Source organism: Nitrospira sp. MA-1, from assembly GCA_032139905.1.
GTDB lineage: Bacteria > Nitrospirota > Nitrospiria > Nitrospirales > UBA8639 > Nitrospira_E.
Genome location: JAQJDB010000006.1, coordinates 150092 through 175314, shown reverse-complemented (window position 1 = coordinate 175314; position 25223 = coordinate 150092). Strand labels below are relative to the sequence as shown.

Annotated in this window: 23 protein-coding genes; 1 reads left to right on the top strand and 22 read right to left on the bottom strand. The window is 52.3% G+C overall.

Annotated features, from left to right (window positions below):
- Positions 1 to 385 precede the first annotated feature (385 nt).
- From PJI16_08180 to asnS, 21 genes are all read right to left on the bottom strand, one after another.
- Positions 386 to 1486 carry a serine hydrolase gene (locus tag PJI16_08180; GenBank protein MDT3777535.1) on the bottom strand — a complete coding sequence of 367 codons (1101 nt, stop codon included), beginning with the start codon at positions 1484 to 1486 and terminating at the stop codon, positions 386 to 388.
- Between the two features lie 24 nt (positions 1487 to 1510).
- The gene (locus PJI16_08175; protein MDT3777534.1) at positions 1511 to 2029 is read right to left on the bottom strand and encodes a DivIVA domain-containing protein; all 519 of its coding nucleotides are present in this window, start codon (positions 2027 to 2029) and stop codon (positions 1511 to 1513) included.
- A gap of 23 nt (positions 2030 to 2052) precedes the next feature.
- Positions 2053 to 2352 carry a YggT family protein gene (locus tag PJI16_08170; protein ID MDT3777533.1) on the bottom strand — a complete coding sequence of 100 codons (300 nt, stop codon included), beginning with the start codon at positions 2350 to 2352 and terminating at the stop codon, positions 2053 to 2055.
- 224 nt (positions 2353 to 2576) lie between these two features.
- Positions 2577 to 3317: a YggS family pyridoxal phosphate-dependent enzyme gene (locus tag PJI16_08165; GenBank protein ID MDT3777532.1), complete on the bottom strand. Its 741-nt coding sequence runs from the start codon at positions 3315 to 3317 to the stop codon at positions 2577 to 2579.
- A gap of 223 nt (positions 3318 to 3540) precedes the next feature.
- Entirely contained in the window at positions 3541 to 4296 is a 756-nt protein-coding gene (gene pgeF, locus PJI16_08160; protein MDT3777531.1) for a peptidoglycan editing factor PgeF, read from the bottom strand.
- A gap of 4 nt (positions 4297 to 4300) precedes the next feature.
- On the bottom strand, positions 4301 to 5506 hold the full coding sequence (ftsZ, locus tag PJI16_08155; protein MDT3777530.1) for a cell division protein FtsZ: 1206 nt from the start codon (positions 5504 to 5506) through the stop codon (positions 4301 to 4303).
- A 112-nt stretch (positions 5507 to 5618) separates the two neighbouring features.
- Positions 5619 to 6872 carry a cell division protein FtsA gene (gene ftsA, locus PJI16_08150; protein MDT3777529.1) on the bottom strand — a complete coding sequence of 418 codons (1254 nt, stop codon included), beginning with the start codon at positions 6870 to 6872 and terminating at the stop codon, positions 5619 to 5621.
- 3 nt (positions 6873 to 6875) lie between these two features.
- On the bottom strand, positions 6876 to 7625 hold the full coding sequence (locus PJI16_08145) for an FtsQ-type POTRA domain-containing protein (GenBank protein MDT3777528.1): 750 nt from the start codon (positions 7623 to 7625) through the stop codon (positions 6876 to 6878).
- A 68-nt stretch (positions 7626 to 7693) separates the two neighbouring features.
- Positions 7694 to 8755, bottom strand: a complete 1062-nt coding sequence (locus PJI16_08140; GenBank protein ID MDT3777527.1) for a D-alanine--D-alanine ligase — start codon at positions 8753 to 8755, stop codon at positions 7694 to 7696.
- A complete protein-coding gene (gene murB, locus PJI16_08135) occupies positions 8742 to 9662 on the bottom strand; it encodes a UDP-N-acetylmuramate dehydrogenase (protein MDT3777526.1) in 921 nt (306 codons plus the stop codon). The genes PJI16_08140 and murB overlap by 14 nt, the downstream gene beginning before the upstream one ends.
- Positions 9663 to 9700: 38 nt before the next feature.
- Positions 9701 to 11080, bottom strand: a complete 1380-nt coding sequence (gene murC / locus PJI16_08130; protein MDT3777525.1) for a UDP-N-acetylmuramate--L-alanine ligase — start codon at positions 11078 to 11080, stop codon at positions 9701 to 9703.
- Positions 11081 to 11402: 322 nt separating this feature from the next.
- Positions 11403 to 12491 (bottom strand): undecaprenyldiphospho-muramoylpentapeptide beta-N-acetylglucosaminyltransferase, encoded by a 1089-nt coding sequence (gene murG / locus PJI16_08125; protein ID MDT3777524.1) that lies wholly within the window; start codon positions 12489 to 12491, stop codon positions 11403 to 11405.
- Positions 12492 to 12508: 17 nt separating this feature from the next.
- On the bottom strand, positions 12509 to 13687 hold the full coding sequence (ftsW, locus tag PJI16_08120) for a putative lipid II flippase FtsW (protein MDT3777523.1): 1179 nt from the start codon (positions 13685 to 13687) through the stop codon (positions 12509 to 12511).
- Positions 13688 to 15094 carry a UDP-N-acetylmuramoyl-L-alanine--D-glutamate ligase gene (gene murD / locus PJI16_08115; GenBank protein ID MDT3777522.1) on the bottom strand — a complete coding sequence of 469 codons (1407 nt, stop codon included), beginning with the start codon at positions 15092 to 15094 and terminating at the stop codon, positions 13688 to 13690.
- Between the two features lie 31 nt (positions 15095 to 15125).
- Positions 15126 to 16202: a phospho-N-acetylmuramoyl-pentapeptide-transferase gene (mraY, locus tag PJI16_08110; GenBank protein MDT3777521.1), complete on the bottom strand. Its 1077-nt coding sequence runs from the start codon at positions 16200 to 16202 to the stop codon at positions 15126 to 15128.
- A gap of 130 nt (positions 16203 to 16332) precedes the next feature.
- Positions 16333 to 17748 (bottom strand): UDP-N-acetylmuramoyl-tripeptide--D-alanyl-D-alanine ligase, encoded by a 1416-nt coding sequence (gene murF / locus PJI16_08105; protein MDT3777520.1) that lies wholly within the window; start codon positions 17746 to 17748, stop codon positions 16333 to 16335.
- 15 nt (positions 17749 to 17763) lie between these two features.
- Positions 17764 to 19275, bottom strand: coding sequence for a UDP-N-acetylmuramoyl-L-alanyl-D-glutamate--2,6-diaminopimelate ligase (locus PJI16_08100; protein ID MDT3777519.1), 1512 nt, complete (start codon positions 19273 to 19275; stop codon positions 17764 to 17766).
- A 3-nt stretch (positions 19276 to 19278) separates the two neighbouring features.
- Entirely contained in the window at positions 19279 to 21048 is a 1770-nt protein-coding gene (locus PJI16_08095; protein MDT3777518.1) for a penicillin-binding protein 2, read from the bottom strand.
- A complete protein-coding gene (locus PJI16_08090) occupies positions 21045 to 21392 on the bottom strand; it encodes a hypothetical protein (GenBank protein MDT3777517.1) in 348 nt (115 codons plus the stop codon). Before PJI16_08090 ends, PJI16_08095 begins: the two co-directional genes overlap by 4 nt.
- The gene (rsmH, locus tag PJI16_08085; protein ID MDT3777516.1) at positions 21389 to 22303 is read right to left on the bottom strand and encodes a 16S rRNA (cytosine(1402)-N(4))-methyltransferase RsmH; all 915 of its coding nucleotides are present in this window, start codon (positions 22301 to 22303) and stop codon (positions 21389 to 21391) included. Before rsmH ends, PJI16_08090 begins: the two co-directional genes overlap by 4 nt.
- Positions 22304 to 22495: 192 nt before the next feature.
- Entirely contained in the window at positions 22496 to 23797 is a 1302-nt protein-coding gene (asnS, locus tag PJI16_08080) for an asparagine--tRNA ligase (GenBank protein ID MDT3777515.1), read from the bottom strand.
- Positions 23798 to 23907: 110 nt separating this feature from the next.
- Here asnS and PJI16_08075 point away from each other — a divergent pair, with 110 nt between their 5' ends.
- Positions 23908 to 24228, top strand: a complete 321-nt coding sequence (locus PJI16_08075; protein ID MDT3777514.1) for a rhodanese-like domain-containing protein — start codon at positions 23908 to 23910, stop codon at positions 24226 to 24228.
- A gap of 43 nt (positions 24229 to 24271) precedes the next feature.
- On the opposite strand, the gene PJI16_08070 is transcribed toward PJI16_08075, so the two are convergent.
- Positions 24272 to 25201, bottom strand: a complete 930-nt coding sequence (locus PJI16_08070) for an NAD-dependent epimerase/dehydratase family protein (GenBank protein MDT3777513.1) — start codon at positions 25199 to 25201, stop codon at positions 24272 to 24274.
- Positions 25202 to 25223: the final 22 nt, after the last annotated feature.

Genomic DNA, 25223 nt, shown 5'->3' with positions numbered 1-25223 from the left:
TTGATTTTGGCTACTTTTGCCGAAACAAAAGTAGCTCGGCTGCCGGGCCGAAACCCGGCAATACTCGAACCTGCCAATCATTTCAGTTTAGTAGAATTTTTTGCTCTCGAATACGTCAGAATATATTTGGAGGGACGATACAACCATTCATGGAGAATACCTCAAGCTCTGTAACTCTCCACTGCCTTTTCCCTGACGCCTGCTGCCTGGTCTTTGGGGCGAGCGCTCTCATCCCCTGGCGGGCCTTGTTTGAGCCCTGCGAGTTGGACCGCCCTCCGAAAGCTCGCGTCCGCCCATCCGATCCAGCCAGACAGGGCGTCAATGGTTTTGGCTACTTTTGCCGAAACAAAAGTGGCTCGGCCGCCGGTCCGAAACCCGGCAAGTATTACCCCAATCCCTGAATAATCGCATCATGCAGTTTGGGACGGAATGCTTTGATGGCTTGATTGTCCCTGGTGGGATGAACACGATTGGATAGAAAAATAACCTCCAGGTCACGAATGGGGTCAATCCAGATACTCGTGCCCGTAAACCCCAGATGGCCGAATGATTCCGGAGAAAACCACTGGCCGGAGGAAGAGGGTTGAGAGGGCGTATCCCAGCCTAAGGCCCAACTGGTTCCAGGTTGGGCTGTCACAAACTGTTTGACCAGGTGAGGATCGAATAACCCGGGGTTGCCTTTGTACCCTTCCAGCCAGACGTGGGTGATCTGCCCTACTGCTTCGGCTGTTCCAAAAAGTCCCGCGTGTCCGGCAATGCCCCCAAGCGCGAACGCATTTTCATCATGCACCTCACCCTGCAGAAGACGCCCACGCCATGAATCCTGTTCAGTGGGTGCGCACCCAGCAATTGATGAGTCCAAGGTTGCCGCCGCGGTCGGCCCTCGATAACCGAGAGGGCTCGCATGCAAGGGAACAAAAATCCGACTCCGACAAAAATCAGCCAATGATTGATTCGTGATCCGTTCCACGATAAACCCGAGCACCATATAACCCAAATCACTGTAGACGCTTTTGGAATGTGCCACAGCTTCTATCGGTTCCTTGAGGATTACCTCCAGAAATGCCCTGGCTCGTTTATGACGGGATGGGCCATCTGAGGGAAGAGCAGGAGGAAAGGCCTGGTAAAACGGACGCCATGCCGGAAGACCGCTTTGATGGGAGAGCACATCCTTGAGACGCACCCGGCCTAATGGAAAGTTCCTGGTTTCCAGGAGCCACGTGTCGATGGACGTTGATAGATCCAGCAGTCCATCTTGCACCAGGAGCAGAATGGCCGACGCGGTTGCTAGAGGTTTTGTGAGAGAAGCGAGGTCGTAGATGGTCTGAAGTTGGACGGGATGCGCATCCGGAAGACCGGAGGTGAGACCAACAGCATGATGTACCCGAAGATAGCCCTGGTGACGCACGAACAGGACCGCACCCGGAAACACCTGCGCGTGAATTCCTTCAAGGAGGATACGCACGATAGGATCGGTCTGATCCACAATGTAATGATGAGATCGAAACGTCTAGCCTGCTTCCCGATGGGAGGCCCGCTCTGCACTCATTTCCGGCTCGCCTTCTCCTTCAAACGAGGCCTCCGGTCGCTCTTCAATTTCTACTAAACGATGGAAGGAGCTCAAGGTCAACCGCAAGCGATCCAACACAAGCGCCCGCTGCTGTTTGAGTGTCGAGATCATTCGACGCATTTCGGCGAGTTCGGCCCGACTTTGCGCCAGAATTTCTTCGGCTTTCAACTCCGCCTCTTTCACCAAAAGATCCGCATCCCGTTGGGCCCCATGCTTAAGTTGATCGACAAAGGATTGGGTGGAAATAAGCGTGCTGGTCAGCGTGGTTTCCGCGCGTTTGAGTTGTCCCACTTCATCATCCTTCCCGGATAATTTCTCCTTGAGCACCAGGTTGTCCTTGGTGAGTTCCTCAACCGACTCGGCGATTTCTTCTAGAAATTGGTCCACCTGTGTCTTGTGATAGCCTCGCCATTGGGTATCAAAGACTTTATGCTGGATGTCCAAGGGTGTAATTTTCATCACGACTCCTTTCCCCTCACCGGCTAGTGCATTCTGAAGGCAAGATCCTTTAAAGATGCTACCACGGCAATTTGGAAAAACATAATAATAAGGATAGCAATGATCGGAGATAAATCAAATCCCATTCCCAGCATGCCGACTCGACGCCGAATTTGAGAAAGGACCGGCTCCGTCACTCTTTCTAAAAACTGGACAATGGGGTTCCAGGGATCAGGATTCACCCAGGAGATCAAGGCTCGAATAATGATGACCCACATAAAGATCCATAAAATCGTATCCAGGATGGTCGCAATCGCCTGTAGAATATTCCCTGCAATAAACATGTTTCTCCTTTACAGATAAGAGTGTTGAAAAAGTCCGCCAGCGGCGTTCTCGTCACTTGGCCGTGCTCACGTACTCCCTCGTACGCTCCGCCCGCCCAAGTGGCTGCGGCCTTGCTGGACGAGCCTTTTTGAACACTCTTTTTTCCAATGGCTCTCGGTTACTCACATACCGACAAACTGAAAGATTTTTCAATTATTCAACAGCCTCATTGACATCAGTCGAATCATCCCGCTGTGCCGGGACTAACCGCTTTCCCTCGACTTCCAAAAATAGCCGTCCCGATCCGAATCATGGTTGCCCCTTCTTCTATCGCAATCTCGTAGTCATGAGACATGCCCATGGACAATTCGGTCATCCGTACACGACTCCATGTCTGTCGAGCCAATCGATCTCGTAACCGACTGACTTGTATAAAATAAGGGCGAACGTCTTCAGGATTTTCCTGCCAGGGCGGAAGCGTCATGAGTCCCTGAATCTGGACGTGAGGGAGCCGGTCTAAGTCCTCCATCCTTGCTTCCACCTCCTGGAAGGTAAATCCTCCCTTGCTGGCTTCCTCACCTGCATTCACTTCCAGTAATACGGCTTGTTGAATCCCGAGCTTTTCAGCCACGCCATTAATTCTCTCGGCCTGTTCCAGACTTTCCACAGAATGCAGCAACGAAAAATTCCCGACAAGGTCTTTGAGTTTCCGACGTTGCATCCGACCAATGAAGTGCCAGACTAATTCTTCCCGTGGCCCCAGAACCTCCCGTTTCTCCTGAGCCTCCTGGAGCCGGTTTTCTCCAAATATTCGTACGCCAGCCCGATACGCTTCGTCTAAATTGACCGCGGGAAAGGTTTTGGTCGCCGCCACCAGCCGAACTCCGGAAGGATCTCGCCCGACACGAAGGGCGGCCTGCCGGATATTCTCCTTGATCATCTGAATCGTATGGGTAATAGAGTGAGAAACGTGGCCATCCTTCAACGAGAATACCGGTAACTTTTCATATGACTTCTATTGTAAACGGGATTGCGGCTTGAGTCACGGACAAGAATAAAACCCCTACCTGGACTAAGAAGAAGACTGTTTCTCCTTACTGCACTCCGCCAGATATGGAGGCCAAGATGGAGCGAAGCGCCCAGGATGGGGCAGCGATGCTTCCCCTCACCACAGGAAGTCTCACTACTCCCCCAAACGGGATCAATCCTTATGCGGCAGGCAACATAATTCCACTACACATGGTCCCATTCACCTGCCCCTCCCGCCTGTAGGAATAAAAGAGATCGTCCCGACAATGGGTGCAATGGTCTACCCGTCCAATCTGAGAGTCAGGAACGCCACCGGCCCGGATCTGGTGATAGATCAGTTGCTTGAGGTCTAAGACCCCTTTGCCTTCGTGGGTTTCTTGAAGCACCCCGGGCCATGCGGGATACCGGCTTCGCAACGGGTTAATGACCTGTTCATCGACTTCGTAACAACACGGTCCGATAGAGGGACCGATCGCCAGATGCATGTGCTCCGGCTTTGCCCCGAATTCATCCACACAAGCCCGAATGGTTTCTGCCACGATGCCGGCCACTGCGCCACGCCATCCGGCATGAATGGCCGCAACGACGCCCCTGGCCTTCTCAACCAGCAGCACAGGGACACAATCCGCCGTGCGCACGACTACCAGGGTCTCAGGTTGATTGGTGACTAACGCGTCCCCTTCGGTCTGCTCCAATGCCCCCAGTCCCCTATGGGGTCGGATGACGACCACCCGGGTACTATGGATTTGCTTGAGCGAGACAATAGCGGGAAATTCCTTCGGCCCACTCACAAGGTGCCCGAGTTGGATATGGGTATGTAACCCTGCCGGTGTACTCCTGGTCCCGAAGAAATGCCGGACGGGGATCACATGACTCGTGAATCCGTCATCGGATACTCCGGTCCCCACTGGCAGGGGACGTTTCTCGGCGCTCATGAGATTAGTTGTCGGCCTTCCTCCGTAAAAACGTCGGCACGTCCCAATCATCATCCACCAACAGGCCGTTCTTTTCCGGAATCGGCCTGGCAGCCGTCTGTCGTCGCAGGTAGGTGGGGCGGTCAAGATCCTCAGATCCGTTTGAACCGTTGCTCCCCCCATTTTCAGTAGGCACCGCTACCAATGCGGGTTTTTTAACAGGCTCTACCACGAGAGTCGGTTGATGTGCACTCGGAAACCGCAGGACCGACTCGGCTTGTTCGAATCCGGTGGCAATGACCGTCACAGTCAATTCATCCCCCAGGTCGGGATTAATGACCTGGCCAACAATGATATTGGCCTGAGGATCCGCCGCTTCCCGGGCAATGTTGGACGCTTCGTTCACTTCATGCAACGTGAGATTGGGCCCGCCCGTAATATTCAACAACAACCCTCGAGCCCCTTCCACGCTTCCATCTTCCAGTAAGGGACTGGCAATGGCTTGTCTGGCCGCATCGCCGGCTCGCGTCGGACCCCGACCCGTTCCCATCCCCATCACCGCTCGGCCCGAATAGCCCATGACAGTTCGTACATCGGCAAAATCCACATTGACCAAACCCGGAGTGGTAATGACATCCGATATCCCCTGAATGGCCTGACGCAGCACATCGTCGGCAATTTTGAACGCTTCCACAAGCGGAGTATTTTTATCAACCATTCCAAGAAGTTTCTGGTTGGGGATGATCAAGAGAGAATCCACGTGTTTTTTTAATTCACGGATTCCTTCTTCGGCAAAACTTGTCCGCCGGTTTCCTTCATATTGAAAGGGTTTGGTCACGACCCCCACCGTGAGAATTCCCAACTCTTTGGCAATTTTTGCGGCAACGGGAGCACCGCCCGTGCCCGTGCCACCTCCCATGCCTGCCGTGACAAATACCATATCCGCGCCTTCCAGGGCCTCACGGATTTGGTGTTCACTTTCCAATGCCGACTCTTTTCCAACCTCAGGCTTGGCACCTGCCCCCAAACCCCGCGTCCGCTCCGGCCCCAATTGGATTTTATACGATGCAAGCGAGCGGCCCAGGGCCTGCAGATCGGTATTGGCCACGACAAATTCTACCCGGCTTAAGCCGGCTTCAATCATGGTGTTGACCGCGTTGCATCCGGCTCCTCCCACACCCACAACTTTGATGTTAATGCCAGACTCCTCCTCCTCAGACAGTGAAAACATACGACTCCTCCTTTCTACCACTCCCCTGATAACCCGTGGGGACATTTGATTAATGGGTCAAATTGACTCACGAAGTAGGCACGGATACATGATCCTCCTTTCTTGTCATGAATTAAAAAAAGTTCATGATCCATCCCTTCATTTTACCGACCACCCCACCGGCCCAACGTCCGGATTTTTTGCCTTTGCCGGCCCCTGGTCCCACGAGTTCAAACTCATTTTCGTGACTGACCGAATGGACAATGAGCCCCACAGCGGTGGAGTAGCTCGGGTTACTCACAATTTCCCGCAGACCTTCCACTCCAATTGGCCGACCTAACCGCACCGAAAGGTTGAGCACATGTTCCGCCACCTCGGCCATGCCCGGAAGCAGGGAGGTCCCGCCCGTCAATACGCCTCCTGCCACCAACATGCCTTCATACCCGGCACGACGGATTTCGCGAAGGACGAGTTCGAACATTTCTTCCACCCGTGGAGAAAGGATTTGAGCCACTAACGCTCGAGGCATAACCCGCGGCGGCCGTCCTCCGACACTCGGCACTTCGATGCCTTCATCCTCATTCACAAAAAGACTGCTGGCCACCCCATATTTCAATTTAATTTTTTCTGCCTCCTCCGGCGCGGTTTTTAAGCCCATCGCCAGGTCCCCGGTGAGATGGCTCCCCCCGATGGGAAGGACCGCCGAATGCCTGATACAGCCCTCGACGAAGATCGCGATATCGGTGGTTCCGCCTCCGATATCCACCATCACGACTCCCAGGTCCTTCTCTTCAGCTGTCAGCACAGCAGCACTGGAGGCTAACGGTTGCAACACAATATCGACGACATCCAATCCCGCCCGGCTGACGCACCGGATAAGATTTTGCGCTGAGGTCACCGCTCCCGTCACAATATGCACATCGACTTCCAAGCGCGATCCTGCAATGCCTAATGGATCGCGAATCCCCTCCTGATCATCCACAATAAATTCCCGGGGAAGCACATGGAGAATTTGGCGGTCCGGAGCCGGAACGGCGCAGGCTCGAGCGGTATCAACGGCGCGCCGGACATCCGCCTTGGTCACTTCCCGTTTTTTCAGAGCCACCACGCCTTGCGCACTTTCACTCCCGATATGGCTTCCTGCTATCCCCGTATACACGGAATTGATTTGGACCGCCGACATCAATTCTGCTTCCTCCACGGCCCGCTTGATCGACTCCACCGTACTTTCCATGTTGACGACCATGCCTTTTCTCAACCCGTTCGAGCGATGGGAGCCCACCCCGATCACATGAATGGAGCGATCATCCTGGATTTCCCCCACCACTGCACAAATTTTTGTGGTTCCGATGTCCAGTCCCACGACGATGTGTTCTTTTTTGGTCATGTCCTATAGTGTCCTCTTGCGAAAAATGACTTTCTGAGCAAATCGCAAATCCACTTCTTGCGACCGACCTTCAATTTTATCCTTCACGGTGGGATACAACACCAAAAATCGCTGCCACTGGTCCTCTACCTCACGACCGAATTGAAACCGGACATTGGGAAGATCCACGACCGTCGTATGAGGCTGAGACACATCAATCCGTGGTCTTCCCGAAAACTGCTGAGACAGCAATTCCGCAATGTGAATGCCCTGCTTGGCGCGTCGATGGCCTTCATCTTCATGTTGGGTCATAAATTTCGAGGTCACCCCATCAACAATGGGCAATGTCGTCCCCGCCACCGCCTTCCCTTTCGGCAACAGATACCCTTCTGCATCCAGAAAATAGGGTTCGGTTGGTGACCCAAATACCGCGGCGGGCTGACGCTCAGTCACCTGGATCACCAGGGAATGGGGAAACACCCGCTCAAAGGCGACCGACCCAATCCAGGGATGGGAATCCAACCGGGTCGCGAGCAGTTCCGGATCCACAGAAAACAAACTGGTTTGTGGCGGCAAATCCAGCCTCGTCAGAATTTCATCACGCGTGACTCGATCCAAACCCACAACCGTAATCTGTTGGATTTCCGTCCACTCATCGGCCCATCGGATCACCTGTCGCCCTCCCACCAGCACCACCACGATAAGGCAGGCCAGGACACCTCCGATCACGACACGCCGGACCTTCAAGGCGGTCGATGAAGTTTTCGCTTTCACCGGTCCTCCTATTTTTTTGAGGGGCCGGTTTTTTCGAGGCCGTTTCGCGTTCAACGATTCTCTTCCTATCATGACGCAGATTTCCTTGTCGTCTTGGCTTTCCTGACAGACGCCTCCATCTTCTTCGGAAAGAGGGCGTCACGCAATATCCGTTCAACCAGATCATCATAGTCCCACCCGATCTGTGCTGCTGCCATGGGAAGCAAACTCCGTTCGGTCATGCCGGGGATGGTGTTTAACTCGAGGATATACGGACGTCCGTTGGTATGAATGCGAAAATCAATTCGAGCAGCACCTCGACACCCTAACGCCTGATAGGCACGAAGACTGTAATCACGAAGAGCAGCTTCCAGTTTTGAAGAAAGAGAAGCCGGACACACATAACGGGTTGGAGCTTTTCCATATTTTGCCGTAAAATCGTAAAACCCTCCGGGCACAATGATTTCCACGCCGGGTAACACCTCGTTGCCAAAGACGCCCACCGCCACTTCCCGGCCGGGAATATATTTCTCCACCACCGCCTGCTCTCCAAATTGATAGGCTTTCTGCAAGGCCTGTTTCCATTGAGAGGGCTTGCGCACGATTGAGACACCAAACGTCGATCCCTCTGCGCAAGGCTTCACCACAATAGGCAAACCTAAGGTGGCAGGTGGACGAACCGGGATCATTTTGCCGGATAAGGTCATACCTGGCGGGACGGGGACCTTGGCCGCTTGAAGGACCACCCGCGTCAATCCCTTGTCCATGCAGACGGCACTGGCACTCACCCCCGATCCGGTGTACGGCATCTTCATCACTTCCAACATCCCTTGAACCGTGCCATCCTCACCTCCCGGTCCATGTAGGGCCAGAAAGGCGACCGAAATTTTCTTAGCCCGGATCTGATGCGGCAATGAGGCATCGACTTCAATAGGGATCACCGTATATCCACGACGGGTCAACGCATCACAGATCGAACGCCCGGTCTTGAGCGAAATCTCTCTTTCAGCTGATGATCCACCCATCAGTACACCGATTCGCAAAGATTTCTGTGTCATCATTCCCTGTTTTTTCACCTTGTGATAAGCCTTCCACTCTGACTGAATCGCTTCTTCACCACCATCAAGCCTGGCATCTCTACGATTCTCCAATAATTTTCCATTCAAGCTGAAGACGCACCCCAAATTTCCTCGCCACGGTTTGTCGAACTTTTCGAATCAATGCCAGTACCTGGTCAGCGGTGGCCGTTCCTCTATTCACAATAAAATTGGCATGTTTGGTCGACACTTCGGCATCACCAACCCGCACGCCCTTTAATCCTGCCGCTTCGACTAACCGTCCGGCAGAATCTCCCGGCGGGTTTTTAAAGACCGACCCGGCATTGGGAAGAGTTAACGGTTGGGTCTCCCGCCTGTACCGCAGATAGGTTTTGGTTTTCGCTTCAACCTGCTCTTTCACCGAGAGAGCCAACTGGACCCACGCCCCTACGACGATACCTTTGGGGAGGGTCGCCTTCCGATAGGCAAATGACATGTTGGACGCCTCGATCCGTACGCGATGTCCACGCAGATTCACCAAATCGACGCCTTTCAAGACCTCCTGCATTTCCCCCAACCGTGTTCCGGCATTCATCACCACACCTCCACCCACGGTTCCGGGAATCCCCGCCGCCCACTCCATTCCGGACAAATGATGCCCCACCGCAAATTGCATCAACCGGGGCAACCGCACACCCGCCTGAGCATACACCACGTGGTCGGCTTCCTCCTGCAACCCGGTTAATTGTTTCAATTGCATCACAATGCCTCGAATCCCTTTATCACGAACAACGACATTGGTTCCGCCTAACACCACCAAGGGAATCCCTTCCGTTCGAGCCCCTAGGACCACGCGAATGACGTCTTCCACATCCGAGGGAAAGACCAGCACATCCGCAGGACCTCCCACTTGCAACGACAGAAGTGGCGCCAACGGTTCGTTCCAGCAGACTTCTCCCTGCACATGCTGCACGGCTCGTTGAAGCCGTTTCGCTGTCCATTTTGGTCGGCCGGTCTTCACCTCTCCGTCCTTCGATATTCATGACTCACCACACTCGCTTACAACGATTCCAACACTTCGGTTCCGACTTTCCAAACATCTCCCGCCCCCAGAGTTAACAGCACATCGCCATCACGGAGCTCCTCACGCAATTTGGAGATCAATCCCGAGTCACGATTGAGCCATTGGACGGAAGGGTGCCCAGAGGCGCGAATGGTATCGGCCATCATCTGCCCGTTGATTCCGGGAATCGGCGTCTCACCGGCCGGATAGATATCCATGACATACACGCGATCCGCCTGTTCGAACGCCTTGGAAAACTCGTCCGCAAGATCCCTGGTTCTTGTAAATCGATGGGGCTGAAACACGACGATCAACGGGCGCTGCCAGGCGGCCCGCGCAGCCGCCAGGGTGGCACGGATTTCCGTAGGATGGTGCCCATAATCGTCCACCACTACAATGCCGTTTTTTTCTCCACGAATCTGGAACCGTCGTTCAACCCCTGCAAAGGCCGCCAACCCTGCCCGGATCAAATCCGCCGGCACATCCAATTCCAAGGCCACCCCAATGGCCGCTAATGCGTTCGACACGTTATGCACACCCGGAATGCGAATGCGGAAGGGGCCAAGCTTTTGGTCCCGATAATGCGCCCGGAATTCCACACCCATGGATTTGGTTTCAATCTCCGTCGCATACAAATCAGATGTCAGCGCACCCGAAAAATCACTCATGCCATACGTGTGATATCGCTTCACCACCCGAGGCAGGAGCTTGCGAATCCAGGGATCATCAGCACACACAATCGCCACCCCGTAAAAAGGAATCTTATTGATGAATTCTAAAAACGCCTCTTGAAGACCTTCCATGTTCCCGTAATGATCGAGGTGTTCCCGGTCGATATTCGTGACGACCACGATGGAGGGTGATAACCGCAAAAACGATCCGTCACTCTCATCAGCTTCCGCAATCAGCAGATCACTCCTGCCCAATCGCGCATGGGTACCCATGGCATTCACTTTTCCTCCAATCACGAATGTGGGGTCGAGGCCGGCTTGCGCCAGAATCGAGGCGACCATCGACGTCGTGGTGGTTTTTCCATGAGCCCCGGCAATGGCAATCCCGAACTTCAATCGCATCAGCTCCGCCAGCATTTCCGCTCGTGGAATGACGGGAATCACCTTGGCCCGGGCCGCACGAATTTCCGGGTTGGAACCGGCAATGGCCGAGGACACCACCACCACTTGCGCTCCTTCCACATTCGATTCCTGATGCCCGATAAACACCATCCCCCCCAATTCCTCTAACCGGCGTATTGTGTCGGACACCCCCACATCGGAGCCGGTCACCTTATACCCTAAGGTGAGGAGAACCTCTGCGATGCCACTCATTCCACTTCCCCCGATACCAACTAAATGAATGTGCTGAATTTTTCGAAACATAATGTTTTAGACTTCCAGAGTTGAAGAGAGGATAACCGGAGACGGTCACTTGATGTATCCACCGCGGTGAATACATGGTCTGTAAGTCTGGACGTATGGTCTCAATACCGAGTCGGCCTACCGGACTCGCAACGCGACCATAGGCCTTTCTCATGGCACGACGACCCGGGGCATTCCAGACGTTGACCTCGCAGGACATGCTCTTCATTCCCTGTAAGAGTCCCTCCCCATTAAAGATTAAAGATGTTCACGCAATGCTTTCTACTTTGACTCAGTTACGTATTCATCCGTGTGGACATATTTCCTCATCATATCTGTGGTATTACGACGCGACCGGATGCCCCACCAGGGAAAGGCATTCACCCACCATCTGCTCTGTAGCATGGACTTTCCTGAGTGCCCAACTTCGTCCAGCCATTTCCTGTAACCGGGGAATATCCGAGATCCATTGTTCAATTTCTTCCGCCAGCCGCTGCCCGGTGAGGTCGGATTGCAGCAGCACTCGAGCCGCTCCGGCCGCTTCCATGGACCTGGCATTCATTTCCTGATGATTGTGTGTCGCCTGGGGAAAGGGAATCAGGATTCCGACTTTTCCACATGCTGATAACTCAGCCAATGTGCTAGCCCCCGCACGACAGACGATGAGATCCGCTTTGGCAAGTTCCTGAGGCATATCAAAGAGAAAAGGGCGGACATCCACCTGAATGCCCAATTGTGCATAGCCGGCCTTGACCCGTTCGAAATCGTCCGCTCCGGTCTGATGGGTGATCGTCACCTGCTCCCGCAGCCTGGATGAACATTCCACAGCATTCAGCATGGCAGAATTAATCGCCCGCGCCCCTTGGCTTCCGCCAAAAATCAACAGGTGTGAGATCTTCTGCGGAGGAACAGGAGGACGTTCCAATGCAAAAGCCTTTCGAATAGGTGTACCAATGACCTTGACCTTTGATGACGAGAAAAAAGGCTTCGCGCTGTCAAAAGCCAGAAAAATTCTGTCGGCCAAAGGACCCAACACGCGATTGGCCAATCCCGGCATGGCATTCGGTTCCAGCAAGACCCTGGGAATGTTCAGCAACCAGGCCGCCACGACGACGGGAGGACTAAAATACCCACCCGTCCCAATAACCAGATCGGCATGGTGACCTCGGAGAATCCTGACCGCACGCCACAACGAATTCGGGAGCAGAATGAGAGAACGCAACCTGCCAACGACCCCTCGCCCCACAAAACCTTCTACCGTGATCGGTTCAAACCCGAACCCTTCTTTCCCCAGAATTTCTCCCTCTAAAGACTTTCCCGTCCCGACAAACACAATGCTCCCCCCGGGATCATGCTGTTGAAATTCTTTCGCATACGCGATAGCCGGAAACATATGACCTCCCGTTCCACCCGCAGCAATGACAACCCGCATTACACTATTCTCTTCACTTAAGGACCTGCTCGTCCCTGTCGGGCCACACTCAGCAAAATTCCAAGAGCTAACATCGTAACCAGAAGCGACGACCCCCCATAACTGACCAGGGGAAGCGTGAGACCTTTGGTCGGCAACAGCCCACTCACGACACCCGCATTGATCAGAGCCTGAATACCCAGGAGCATGGTGATCCCCAAGGCGAGGTAGCGCCCAAATAAATCTGGTGCCAGAGCCGCGACCCGAAAGCCTTTACACACCAATATGGCAAACAAAGCCAGAAGGCCGCAGGTTCCAACGAGCCCCAACTCTTCTCCCACCAGGGCCAACACGAAATCGGTATGGCCCTCGGGAAGAAACATCAATTTTTGTTTGCCCTGCCCAAGACCGACACCAAATAATCCCCCATTTTCCAACGCCAGGATGGACTGGACCAGTTGGTAGCCTGCACCTTGGCGGTCCGCAAAAGGATTTAAAAATGTCGTCATCCGTTCCCATCGTTCAGGACTCATCCAGATGAGAGAGCCCACACCCACAATCATCGGCACCCCTAAATACCCCAGGTGACTGATTCGCGCGCCGGCCAGATACATCATGCCGACGAATACCAGACCGATGACGACGGTACTCCCCAAATCCGGCTCGACGACAATGAGCCCACATATCATGCCTACCATCGCCACCGGAGGAAGAAACCCTCGTTGCCAATCAGTGACTCGCCGTTGAGGATTGGAGAGAAATGCCGCGAGATACAGCACAACAGCCAGCTTGGCCATTTCCGTGGGTTGAATGGAAAAAAATCCAAGTGCAAGCCATCGTCGAGCACCATTTATTTGAGGACCCACAGCCAGAACCAGCAGTAAACCTACGACACATCCTCCGACAACCATGGGAATCCATTGCTTCCACTGGCGATAGTCGATCAGGGACCCGATCAGCAGAACGCTAAATCCCAGCACCATCCATACGATCTGTCGTTGGAGATAATAGGTGGCATTGGTAAATTTATTTTCCGCCATGACTCCACTGGCACTAAACACCATGACCAACCCCCCAAGGGACAAAGCCAGGGTTATTCCCACAATCAGAGGATCGATCCGCTTGGAGCCGACACCCAGATTTCTCGGGAACAGATCCGCCCATGCCCGGGAATCCACATGAGAGTTTTTACGCCGCAAGATGGCTGGGATGCCCATTTATTGAAGCTCTCCGACAACCCGCTTAAATTCAAGTCCTCGATGATGATAATTCCGAAACATATCGAAACTGGCGCACGCCGGGGAAAACAACACCACATCCCCCCTGGACGCGAAGGCCACGGCCTGGGACACCGCATCCGTCAGGCTGGTTGCAAGGGCTACCGGCGGTCCGATCTGATCCAACGCTTTGAGGATTTTTTGAGTGGCTTCTCCCATAATCACCACTCCCTTAACCTGCCGTGTCATTCTGTCAACCAACTGCGAAAAATCACCGCCTTTGTCTTTTCCACCAAGAATCAGAATTAAAGGTTCCTGAAAGCTCTGTAAGGCTTTGAGGGTGGCGTCCACATTGGTGCCTTTCGAATCATTGACGAATGTGATCCCCTGCCACTCCCGAACCACCTCCAAGGCATGCTCAAAGGTCGGGGTAGTCTGAAGGGCACGGACCATATCCTCTGCTGAACATCCACAGAGAAGTCCGATCCCCATTGCCGCCATCGCATTCGCCACATTATGGTCTCCCCGCATCGGAAGAGCATCCCGTGAAGCCAATAACAAATCTTCCCCATGCATTCTGGCCTTAATATCGCCTCCTTCGAGATAGACACCCTGTTCCACTTTTTTGGTGAGACTGAATTCACAAATGCCTGACCGTGCCGACAAGGCCATGGTTCTCACCACAGGATCGTCCGCATTAATCAGCGCCCAATCCTGAATCGTCTGGTTTTCAAAAATACGCTCTTTTGCAGCCTGATAGTCTTCCTGAGTGGGATGTCGATCCAGATGATCGGGCGTCACATTTAACAATGCGGCAATCCAGGGCCGAAACCGGTGAATAGTTTCTAATTGGAAGCTTGAAACTTCTGCAACAACGTACTCATAGTCGGGCGTAGAAGACGGGTTCGTGCGCTTGGGCACCGCCTCGCATAACGGAATACCAAGATTTCCGCCCACAAATGCCCGCTTCCCGCTTTGTTGAAGGATCGATCCAATCAGACGTACCGTGGTACTTTTCCCATTGGTCCCGGTCACGGCAATGATGGGAGCACGAAGAAACCATCCAGCTAATTCCATTTCCCCAATAATGGGGATGCCCCGTTGGCCAATCTCATTGAGAAGACGATGGTCCTTGGGGACTCCTGGACTGACGACCAGGAGTTCGAGATCCCTCAACCCGTCGGCGACTTCATCCCCCCGAAACACCTGAGCACCTCGAAGGCCATATGCGGCCGATGTGGACTCAAAATCCTGAATTGTGTGTTCTTCGACAATCGTCACCCTTGCGCCAACGTCCAGAAGGAGATCGGCAGCCGCCCTGCCGCTTCGTCCGAGACCAAACACCGTGACACGCTTATTTGGCCAATTCACAATGGGAAACACGGGAGGGACTTTCACGGCTTCCATGGCTCCACAGGGCTCCACAACAATCCTCTGATTAGCGTAGTTTCAATGTGCTAATGCTTAAGAGGCCCAAAATGATCGCAATGATCCACAAACGCACAACCACTTTGGGTTCTTCCCATCCCTTCAATTCAAAATGATGGTGTAACGGCGCCATAAGGAAAATTCGCTTCCCCCTGGACTTAAACGATGCCACCTGAAAAATCACCGACACCGCCTCCATCACAAAGACTCCGCCAACCAGGATCAATAACAATTCATGCTTGCACACCACTGCCACCGTCCCCAAGGCGGCACCAAGGGGTAAGGATCCCACATCGCCCATGAAGACGGATGCCGGATAGGTGTTAAACCAGAGAAAACCCAATCCCGCTCCGACAATAGAGGCCGTCAGAATGGCGAGTTCCCCCGCTCCTTCGATATGAGGGACAAGGAGATATCCTGAAACCAATTTATTTCCAACGGCCCAGGCCACCACGGTATAGGCCATGGAAGAAATAATGACCGGTCCGACGGCCAGCCCATCCAACCCGTCAGTGAGGTTCACCGCATTTGAACACCCCACAATGACCAGAATGGCAAAGGGGATATAGAGCACTCCTAAATCCGGAGTGAAGGATTTAAAGAACGGCACACTGAGTTCCGTGGAATAGCCAGGAGAGAGATAAAAAAACATCCCAATGCCCAACGCCACTCCTACCTGCCCGACAATTTTTTGTGTGGCCGTTAATCCCTTGGATTGGCCCCGTAATATTTTAATGTAATCATCCACAAATCCGATCAGCCCGAAACCCACCAGCGACAAGAGAACCAACCAGACATAGAAATTGGTGATATCCGCCCATAACACGGTTGAGAGCAAAACCGAAAAGATGATGAGCAGGCCTCCCATCGTCGGGGTTCCGGATTTTCCAAGATGGGATTGCGGGCCATCAGTCCGGATTTTTTGCCCCAGTTTCAATGATTGCAATTTTTTGATCATGGGAGGAGCAAGGAAAAACACAATCAGGAAGGCGGTCACCGCCGCATAAATAATGCGGAAACTGAGATAGCGAAACACATTGAAGATGGCAAATTCGGTATGAAGGGGATACAGCCATAAATACAGCATTAGGATTTACTTTCTTCGGGGAGAGGGAAAGAAGGCTCCGCCCGGATATCGTTGCTCATGTATCATTTCAGTTAGACATTTCACTATCGGAGACCCCTTTGGCCATGGCATCCGGCCCGATCCAGGCAGGCTATGACCCAGGACGGACGGCGTCGAGCACCCGTTCCATTTTTGCGCCACGAGAGGCCTTAATGAGGACGGCATCGCCACGCTTCACCATTGTTTTCAGCAAGGCTCCGGCTTCCATGGCATCCCTGACCACGGACACCTGAGTGGGTCCGTGCACGTTTTGAACACCTTCGGACATGTTGTGTCCAAACGCCCCACAGGCAATTAAATGGGTCACATGGAGTTTTGCCGCCTCGCGTCCAATTTCCTGATGAAACTGAGCTTCTTTAGGACCCAACTCAAGCATGTCCCCCAATACGGCTATGGTCCTACGAGTGGAATTCAGACCAACCAACGACTCCAAGGCGACTTTGACTGAAGCCGGGTTGGCGTTATAACAGTCGTAGAGATACAGCACTCCACCCCACCGGCGAATTTCCGACCGCATCGGAGCTGGGCGAAATTTATGTAATCCAGAAACAATGTCATCGCCCGACAACCCCATGGCACAGCCCACTGCCGCGCCGGCCAGGGCATTGGCAATATTGTGCGGGCCCATGATTCGCACACTCGCCCTCTTGGCCAATTTACGATGAGGTAAGAACAGGCGAAATGCCGTTCGCCGGCCGTTCCATTCCGAGTCGGCCGCACGAACATCCGCCTGGGCCGAGAACCCAAATGAGATCACAGGGCATTTTGCCTTCCGGGAAAACTTTCCAAAATATCGGTCGTCCGCATTCAGGATTGCCCCACCATCACTTTGAGGAAGCCAATCCAATAATTCAGCCTTCGATATCGCCGACCTGGCCATCGTGCCATAGAATTCCAAATGGTCGGGACCGACATTGGTGATCACCCCTGCGGTCGGTCTGGTCATGTCACACAATTGGGTGGTCTGTCCCACTTGATCCACCCCCATTTCAATCACCGCAGCCTGATGTCCGGCGTGAAGGCCCAGGAGGGTCCTGGGTACGCCGATGGCATTATTAAAATTCTCCTGCGTTTTATGAACGCGCCAGCGGGTCGCCAGGACTTGATACACCATTTCCTTCGTCGTGGTTTTTCCATTGCTGCCGGTAATGGCCACCACAGGAATTGAAAAACGCAATCGATGAAATCTGGCTAGGCCCTGATAGGCTCGCAGAGTATTTTTTACCTCCACCACCATGACGGGACCCAAGCCAGCCCGACGCACCTGCGTCAACATCTCTCCGGCCCGCGCCCCTTCAACAATCACTCCTCGGGCTCCCAGTTTGCAGGCCGTTTTCACAAAATCATGGCCATCGAATTTCTCCCCTTTCAAGGCCAGAAACAGATCGCCGGATTTAATCTCCCGCGAATCAGTTTGCACTCGAAGCATTTTTCGTTTCTGGGCTCCCTGGAGGATCAGCTTTCCCTCAGTCGCATCGAGCACTTCGTCTATCTCAAAAGCTGCCATATCGGGTGGTCTGAGCTACCTGGAACTCATCTGTCGTTGGATCGCCTTCCTGGCTTCTTCACGATCATCAAAATGAATTTTCTGAGTGCCAAGAATTTGGTAGTCTTCATGCCCCTTCCCTGCTATCAACAACAGATCTCCGCCCTTGGCTTCTGACACTGCGGCATGAATGGCTTCGGCTCGATCGGCGATGATCTGATACGAACACCGTTCTTCCGGACGCAGAGCTTTAATCCCCTGTTCGATTTGAGTCAGGATTGTGTGAGGATTTTCCGTTCGTGGATTATCGGACGTAACGATCACCACATCGCTGTGTCGTGCCGCAACCTGCCCCATCTTGGGTCTTTTCCCGGCATCCCGATCGCCCCCACAGCCAAACACGGTAATGATTCGTCCTTCTGTAATAGCCTTTGCCGCTCGAAGCAACCGATACAGGGCATCTTCGGTATGGGCGTAATCCACGACGACCGTAAATGGTTGGCCTTCATTGATCCGTTCAAATCGTCCAGGAACATTCGCCACTGACTGCACGGCTTGTTCAATCATCGGAACCGTCATGCCCATTTCCAGTGCAATCCCGATGGCCGCCAACATATTAGACACATTATGCTCGCCCACCAATTGGCTCTTGATCCTCAACAGGCCATGGGGACTGTTCACCCGAAAGTCCGTTCCTCCCATGGAGAGACGGATGGCTTCCGCTCTGATGTCTGCGTGGGCATGGAGCCCATAGGTCCAAGTTGGAATCGAACAATGTTGGAGAATTAGTGGCCCCCGTTCATCATCCGCATTGACAAGGGCTCGTTTGGGGCGGGTCTTCTGTCCGCTATCGACGCATTCTGTAAATAAGCGGAGTTTGGCCTGAAAATAGGCATCCAATGTGTGATGAAAATCTAAATGGTCTTGCGTCAGATTGGTAAACACGACTATGTCGAATTCACAACCGGCTATCCGATCTAAAGCCAACGCATGGGAAGAAACTTCCATGACCGCGGCATCCGACCCGGCATTCACCATGGCCTTTAACATGTCCTGTAGCTCGACAGAAGCAGGGGTGGTATGTGACGCCGCACGATGTTCGGTCCCGAACACATAGCCTACCGTTCCCAACAGCCCCACACGATGTCCTTGAGCTTCCAGCAGGGATTTGGCTAAATACGTCACCGTCGTTTTGCCATTCGTCCCCGTGACTCCCACCATGTGCAGATGGGCAGAAGGCAGACCGGACAATTTTGCCGCCAACAAACCCAACGCCTTTCGAGAGTTTTTCACTTTAATGAGAGCTGTCGCGCCTCCTACCAGTGGGGCATGCCTCTCAAAGTCCTCTTCCACCACCACACCAACAGCCCCTTGTTGTTGAGCCTGTCTCACAAACTGATGCCCATCATAGTGCTCCCCTTTGATTGCCACAAATACCGAACCAGGCTTTACTTGCCGGGAGTCTTCGGTAATGGACAGAACCTCAGGCTGAAGATCTCCTTCACTTAGCACCATATCCAATGAGGCAAGAAGCTCTCGTAGCGTCACAGGTTACTGCACAATAGGCTGCGGTGAAGGAATGGGCGAATTGGCCGCTGCTGTCCGAATAACTGCGGATCCACCGGGCAACACTCCTAAATGGGGCAAGACTCGCTCTGCGACCTTTCGAAAGACCGGAGCGGCAATTTCTCCCCCCCAGTTCCCGATCGTCGGTTCATCAATGACGACTAACATGGCAAGGCGTGGCCGCTCGACTGGTGCGAATCCGACAAATGAGGCAATCACTTGCGAAGATGAGTAGGACCCGGTTTTCGGGTCAATTTTTTGAGCGGTCCCGGTCTTGCCCGCAGCTCGATAACCGGCAAGCCTGGCCCGTTTGCCGGTTCCTACCTCTACCGCGGCTTCGAGAATCCGAGTTAACGTAGTGGTTGTTTCAAGGGAGATGGGTCGCCGTTTGGGTTGCGGATCTTTTGTCAGCACGGCCTGTCCGTGGGAGTCCAGGATCGAGGAGACAACGTACGGCGTCATCAGCCAACCACCATTAGCCACTACCGACATGGCCGTGACCATTTGTATCGGGGTGACGGCGATTTCTTGCCCCATGGCAATTGAAGAGAGGCTTCGACCACTCCATTTGTTGGGGTCTCGGAGAATCCCTGAGGATTCTCCCGGGAGATCAATTTCCGTTTTTTCTCCAAATCCAAATGCTTTCAAATACCGAAATACCCTGCCTTGCCCGAGTTCCATTGCGACTTTGATCGCACCCACATTACTCGATTGCGCCAACGCTTCGGAAAACGTCATCCAACTGGTTTTTGCCGGATCATGGACAATCGTCCCCGCCACCGACATCTTTCCATCACCACCATAGATTAACGTGTCTGGGGACATCACCCCCTCTTCAAGCGCCGCCGCTGCCACCACAATCTTTAACGTTGACCCCGGCTCATAGGAATCCGTCACCACTCGATTGCGCCAATCCTGCGTGGAAAACTGCCCTAGGTGATTAGGGTCAAAGGTGGGATGAAGTGCCCACGCCAGAATCGCCCCGGTTAAGGGATCCATAATCACAATGCTTCCAGACTTCGCACCGCTTTGCTTTAAGGCTTGCGCCAACTCCGCCTCCGCAATAAATTGAACAACCTCATCAATAGTCAAAGTGAGATGGTACCCAGTCGACAAGGGGACGGAATCATGACTTGGGGGTGAAGCAAGCTTTCTGCCCAACGCGTCCCTTTGGTATTTCACCAGGTTTTTTTCACCCCGTAGATAGGATTCATATTGAAGTTCCACCCCTTCCAAGCCCTGGCTATCAATTCCGGCAAACCCCACGAGATGAGAGACCAATTCTCCCTTCGGATAAAAACGATGCGGTTCTTTGGTCAACCCCAATCCTGATATATTCAAGGCCTCTAATTCCTTGACGACGGATTCCGGAATATTGCGTTTAACCCAAACGTAAGGCTGATTTCGTGTGAACAGGTCACGTAATTCCTTGGCCGGCATCTGCAAGATCGGCGCTAATGACCGGGCAACTCGTTGTGGATCATTCAAGGACGGTGGCCTCACATATAAGGATGCCACTTCCACATTGAGAGCCAATGGATGTCCTTGGCTGTCAACAATTACCCCTCGATCTGGTTGAACCACCACGGTCTTTTCGTGTTGCTGTTGTGCCTGATGGGCCCCAACATCCGCTTGAAGGACCTGTAGGTAAAAAAGTCGACAACCAATAAGCGCAAACCCGCAAAGGAGCCCCAAACACACAATGCCACTTCGGATTCGACAGACGGGATGAATGTCCGGTGAGGGATTTTTCACGGAAGGCTCACGATGGTATCGGAAAATTCACGGACTAAACGAACAGGAAAATTTTCACCAGATTCAGACGGGGGTAATGTATCCAGGGAGACCATCACAATCTGCCCCTCCTGAGCTACGGTGAGTCCCAATTGACTTTGCGCCCGTTGAGCGACTCGTTGGGGATCCGTTAACTGTGACAGCCGAACCTGCAAGCCTTCCTGCTGTTTCTTGAATTCCGCACGCTGAGATTCCAGCTCTTCAATGGCATACCCTAGGCGCCACATGTCTATCTTGACCCCAACATACAGGAGACACCACACCCCCAAAAGAATCATGACGCCAAGGAACACAGTTTTCCTCATAGGGTTACTCCTTCCGGAAGGCGCTCGGCCACACGTAACTTAGCGCTTCTGGCACGAGGATTTTGTTGAATTTCCAGTACACTTGGAATCACAGGTTTCTTGACTAGCAATGCAACGCTTGGATGCTCTCTCTTTGCCATAGAACGAAACGTTTGTTTCACAATACGATCTTCCAACGAGTGAAACGCCACGACACACACCCTTCCGCCTTCCTTCAACAGATCGACAGCATCTCGTAGGGCCGGCTCAATCAAATCCAATTCCCGATTCACGCGTATTCGAAGAGCCTGAAAGGTTCTAGTGGCAAAATGTAAGCGCCCCTTTTTGTAAGCATAGGGCAGCGCGCCCTCAAGAACAGCTACCAGGGCCTGGGTGGTTTGAATAAGACTGACGTTTCTGGCCTGCACAATTGCACGGGCGATTCGACGTGAATACCGTTCTTCACCATACGTAAAAATGACATCCGCTAACTCTTTTTCCGGGAGGTGATTTACCAAATCAGCTGCGGTCACCTTCTGAGTTTGATCCATTCGCATATCCAATGGCCCACTTTGGGAAAAACTAAAGCCCCGCTCTGGTTGGTCCAACTGCATAGAAGACACCCCTAAATCGAACACAACCCCGTCAACTTTTTCATAGCCGGACTTCTGAACCACATCTTTGATGTGGGAGAAATTCCCATGTTCTATATTTACTGATGATTCATATTCACTTAATGTCTTTTTCGCAATAGCAACGGCTTGATAATCACGATCCAAACCAATAATATGAGCATTTTTCCCAGACTTTTCCAGTAATTTCAGCGACGTTCCACCCAATCCCACTGTACAATCTACATAGACCCCACCAGGAAGCGGATTAAGCCAAAAACTGATTTCCTCGACGAGTACCGGTATATGAACATCATTCATTCATGATTTGTTTCATTTTTACAATACATGTGGAAATCACCCCACTTCCTCCCACACCTGGAAGTATACAACCCTTGCCAATGATGTCAAGCATTCAAAAAATGCTGTGAAAAGGCAGGAGCTAGGGAAAAAGAAATTCAGGAGCCGTGCCAAAAATATTTGGGAACCTCAAGGTCATTCCCAATAGACATTCTAAGGATACAACGTATAGAGCATCCTGGGGAAAGGAATCGTTTCTCGAACATGGTCTAACCCACAAATCCAGGCAACGACCCGTTCAATTCCCATTCCAAAACCAGCATGAGGAACCGTCCCATATCGCCGCAGATCTATATACCACTTAAAGGCTTCTTGAGGAAGGTCGTGAGCTTGAATCTGCTTCAGCAATTCATCCAAATCATGAATTCGTTGTCCCCCTCCAATAATTTCTCCATATCCCTCAGGGGCGAGCATATCCATACATAACGCCAAATCCGGCCTCTCTGGATCTTTAGCCATATAAAAGGCTTTAGCGGCAGCCGGATAACGGTGAACAATCACCGGACGATCAAATTCTTGAGCCAAAGATGTTTCGTCATCCGCTCCGAAATCGTCACCAAATTGAATGGCGACCCCCTTCTGCTGAAGACGCGTCAGGGCCTCCTCATAGGTTATTCGTGGAAAGGGCCTGACCATGGCTTCTAATTTAGGAATATCCCGCTCTAGGATTTCCAATTCAGGTCGGCGAGTATCGACCACCCGCTGAATGACTGTGGAAACCAGTTCCTCCGCCAGTTGCATGGCATCCGGTAGGTCGGCATATGCCATTTCCGGCTCCACCATCCAAAACTCCATCAGGTGTCGTCGGGTTTTTGATTTTTCAGCTCGAAAGGTTGGGCCGAAACAGTATATTTTTCCAAAAGCCGCCGCCGCCGCTTCTCCATATAATTGCCCGCTTTGCGCCAGGTAAGCTACCTGGTCAAAATATTGAGTTTGGAATAAGGTCGTGGTGCCCTCACAGGCGTTTGGGGTGAAAATCGGCGTATCAATTAAGGTAAAACCTCGATCATCAAAAAAATTTCGACAGGTCCGAATGATTTCATGGCGAACTCGTAAAATGGCATGTTGACGTCGTGAACGCAGCCACAGATGCCGATACTCCATCAGAAATCCGGTGCCATGTTCCTTCGGTTGGATTGGAAAGGGTTCGGCAATTTGAATAACCTGAATTTTCGACACATCCAGCTCGAATCCACCCGGGGCACGGACATCCTTCCGTGGCTTCCCGGCAAGTACGACGGAAGACTCCTGGGTTAATTGTCCGCTCAAGATAAATTGATCTTCTCCTACTTCTGCCTTGCTTAGGATGGCCTGAAGATCTCCAGTGCCATCCCGCAGCGTCAAAAAACTTAACTTTCCACTTGAACGGCGGTTGCGGATCCATCCCTTGATGGTAATATCCTGTCCTTCAAACTTTGCAATGTGTTCAATCGACACGACCGGCAGTTCTGACATTATTCTGCTCCTCTCACTCGCAGGAAGAAGGAATTGACACCCCGAAAATTCAGCCGCTATGATGATTCGACTACAAGGAGTTACTTAAGAAACGTAAGGAGGCTTTCAATATGAGTTACACCATCACCGTCCGCGACTTAAAAGCGCGCATGGATAAAGGCGATCAGATTTTTTTATTGGATGTACGCGAACCTCATGAGTACTCCATTGCAAAAATAGAGGGATCCGTTCTGATTCCCTTGGGCCAGGTTCCTCATTCCCTGAAACAATTGGACCCGAGTGCTGAAATTGTCGCGTACTGTCATAAAGGAATGCGGAGCGCCGATGCCGTAGGGTTTCTTTTGCAACAGGGATTCTCGAATGTCAAAAACCTGATTGGAGGAATTGAAGCCTGGTCCATTGAGATCGATCAATCCGTTCCCAGGTATTAACAGATGATTGACCAGGAGCAATCATCCTCCTACACCTAATAAATTACTTTTCTGTTCCACGGAAATAATCGACTGTCCGGGTAAGCCCTTCCTCCAATGTAACCTGAGGATCCCACCCAAATACCTCTCGGAGTTTGGTCACATCCAACACACTTCGGAATTGCTCGCCTTTTTTTGCCGCTCCGTACAAATCTTTGCATTGGCACTTCGTTAAGTTTTTAATAATTCCATAGCATTCGTTGATCGTCGTCTCCTGCCCGGTTCCCACATTAAATATTCCCTGCACATCTTCTCCTAAGGTCACCAGGATCGCTTCCACCACATCATCCACATAGACGAAATCTCTTGTTTGTTTCCCAGTTCCATTGACAATCGGTTGACCACCATCCAGCATCTGTTTTGAGAAAATCGCTACGACTCCTGCCTCCCCTTCAGAGTCTTGCCTGGGTCCATAGACATTCGCAAAACGAAGCGCCACATACCGGAGTCCGGTAGCATTGGTGTAATAGGCCAAATACTTTTCACCAGCCAGTTTACTAATTCCATAAGGAGAAAGAGGTTCCGTCCGGTGCGACTCTGCGGCCGGGAACACTCCCTGTTCCCCATAGACCACTCCCCCCGAGGACGCAAACGTCACCTTTCGCACGCCCTGCTTCACGGCATGCTCTAAAACATTGATGGTCCCTAAAATATTCACTTGCGCATCAAAGCTTGGATCCTCCGTGGAATGGCGAACACTCATTTGCGCAGCCAGATGGACCACGATAAGGGGACGCTCATTTCGGAATACCCGTTCAATCCGTTTACTCTGGATATCCATTTTGTAAAATTGGGCTTTTTTATTGACATTCTTTCTTTTCCCTGTGGAGAGATTATCAACAACAATGACCTCATTGCCTTCCTGAATTAACCGGTCAACCAGATGTGATCCAATGAATCCAGCTCCACCGGTCACCAGAATTTTTGTAGACATGCCCAGAATTCTCCTTTTACAT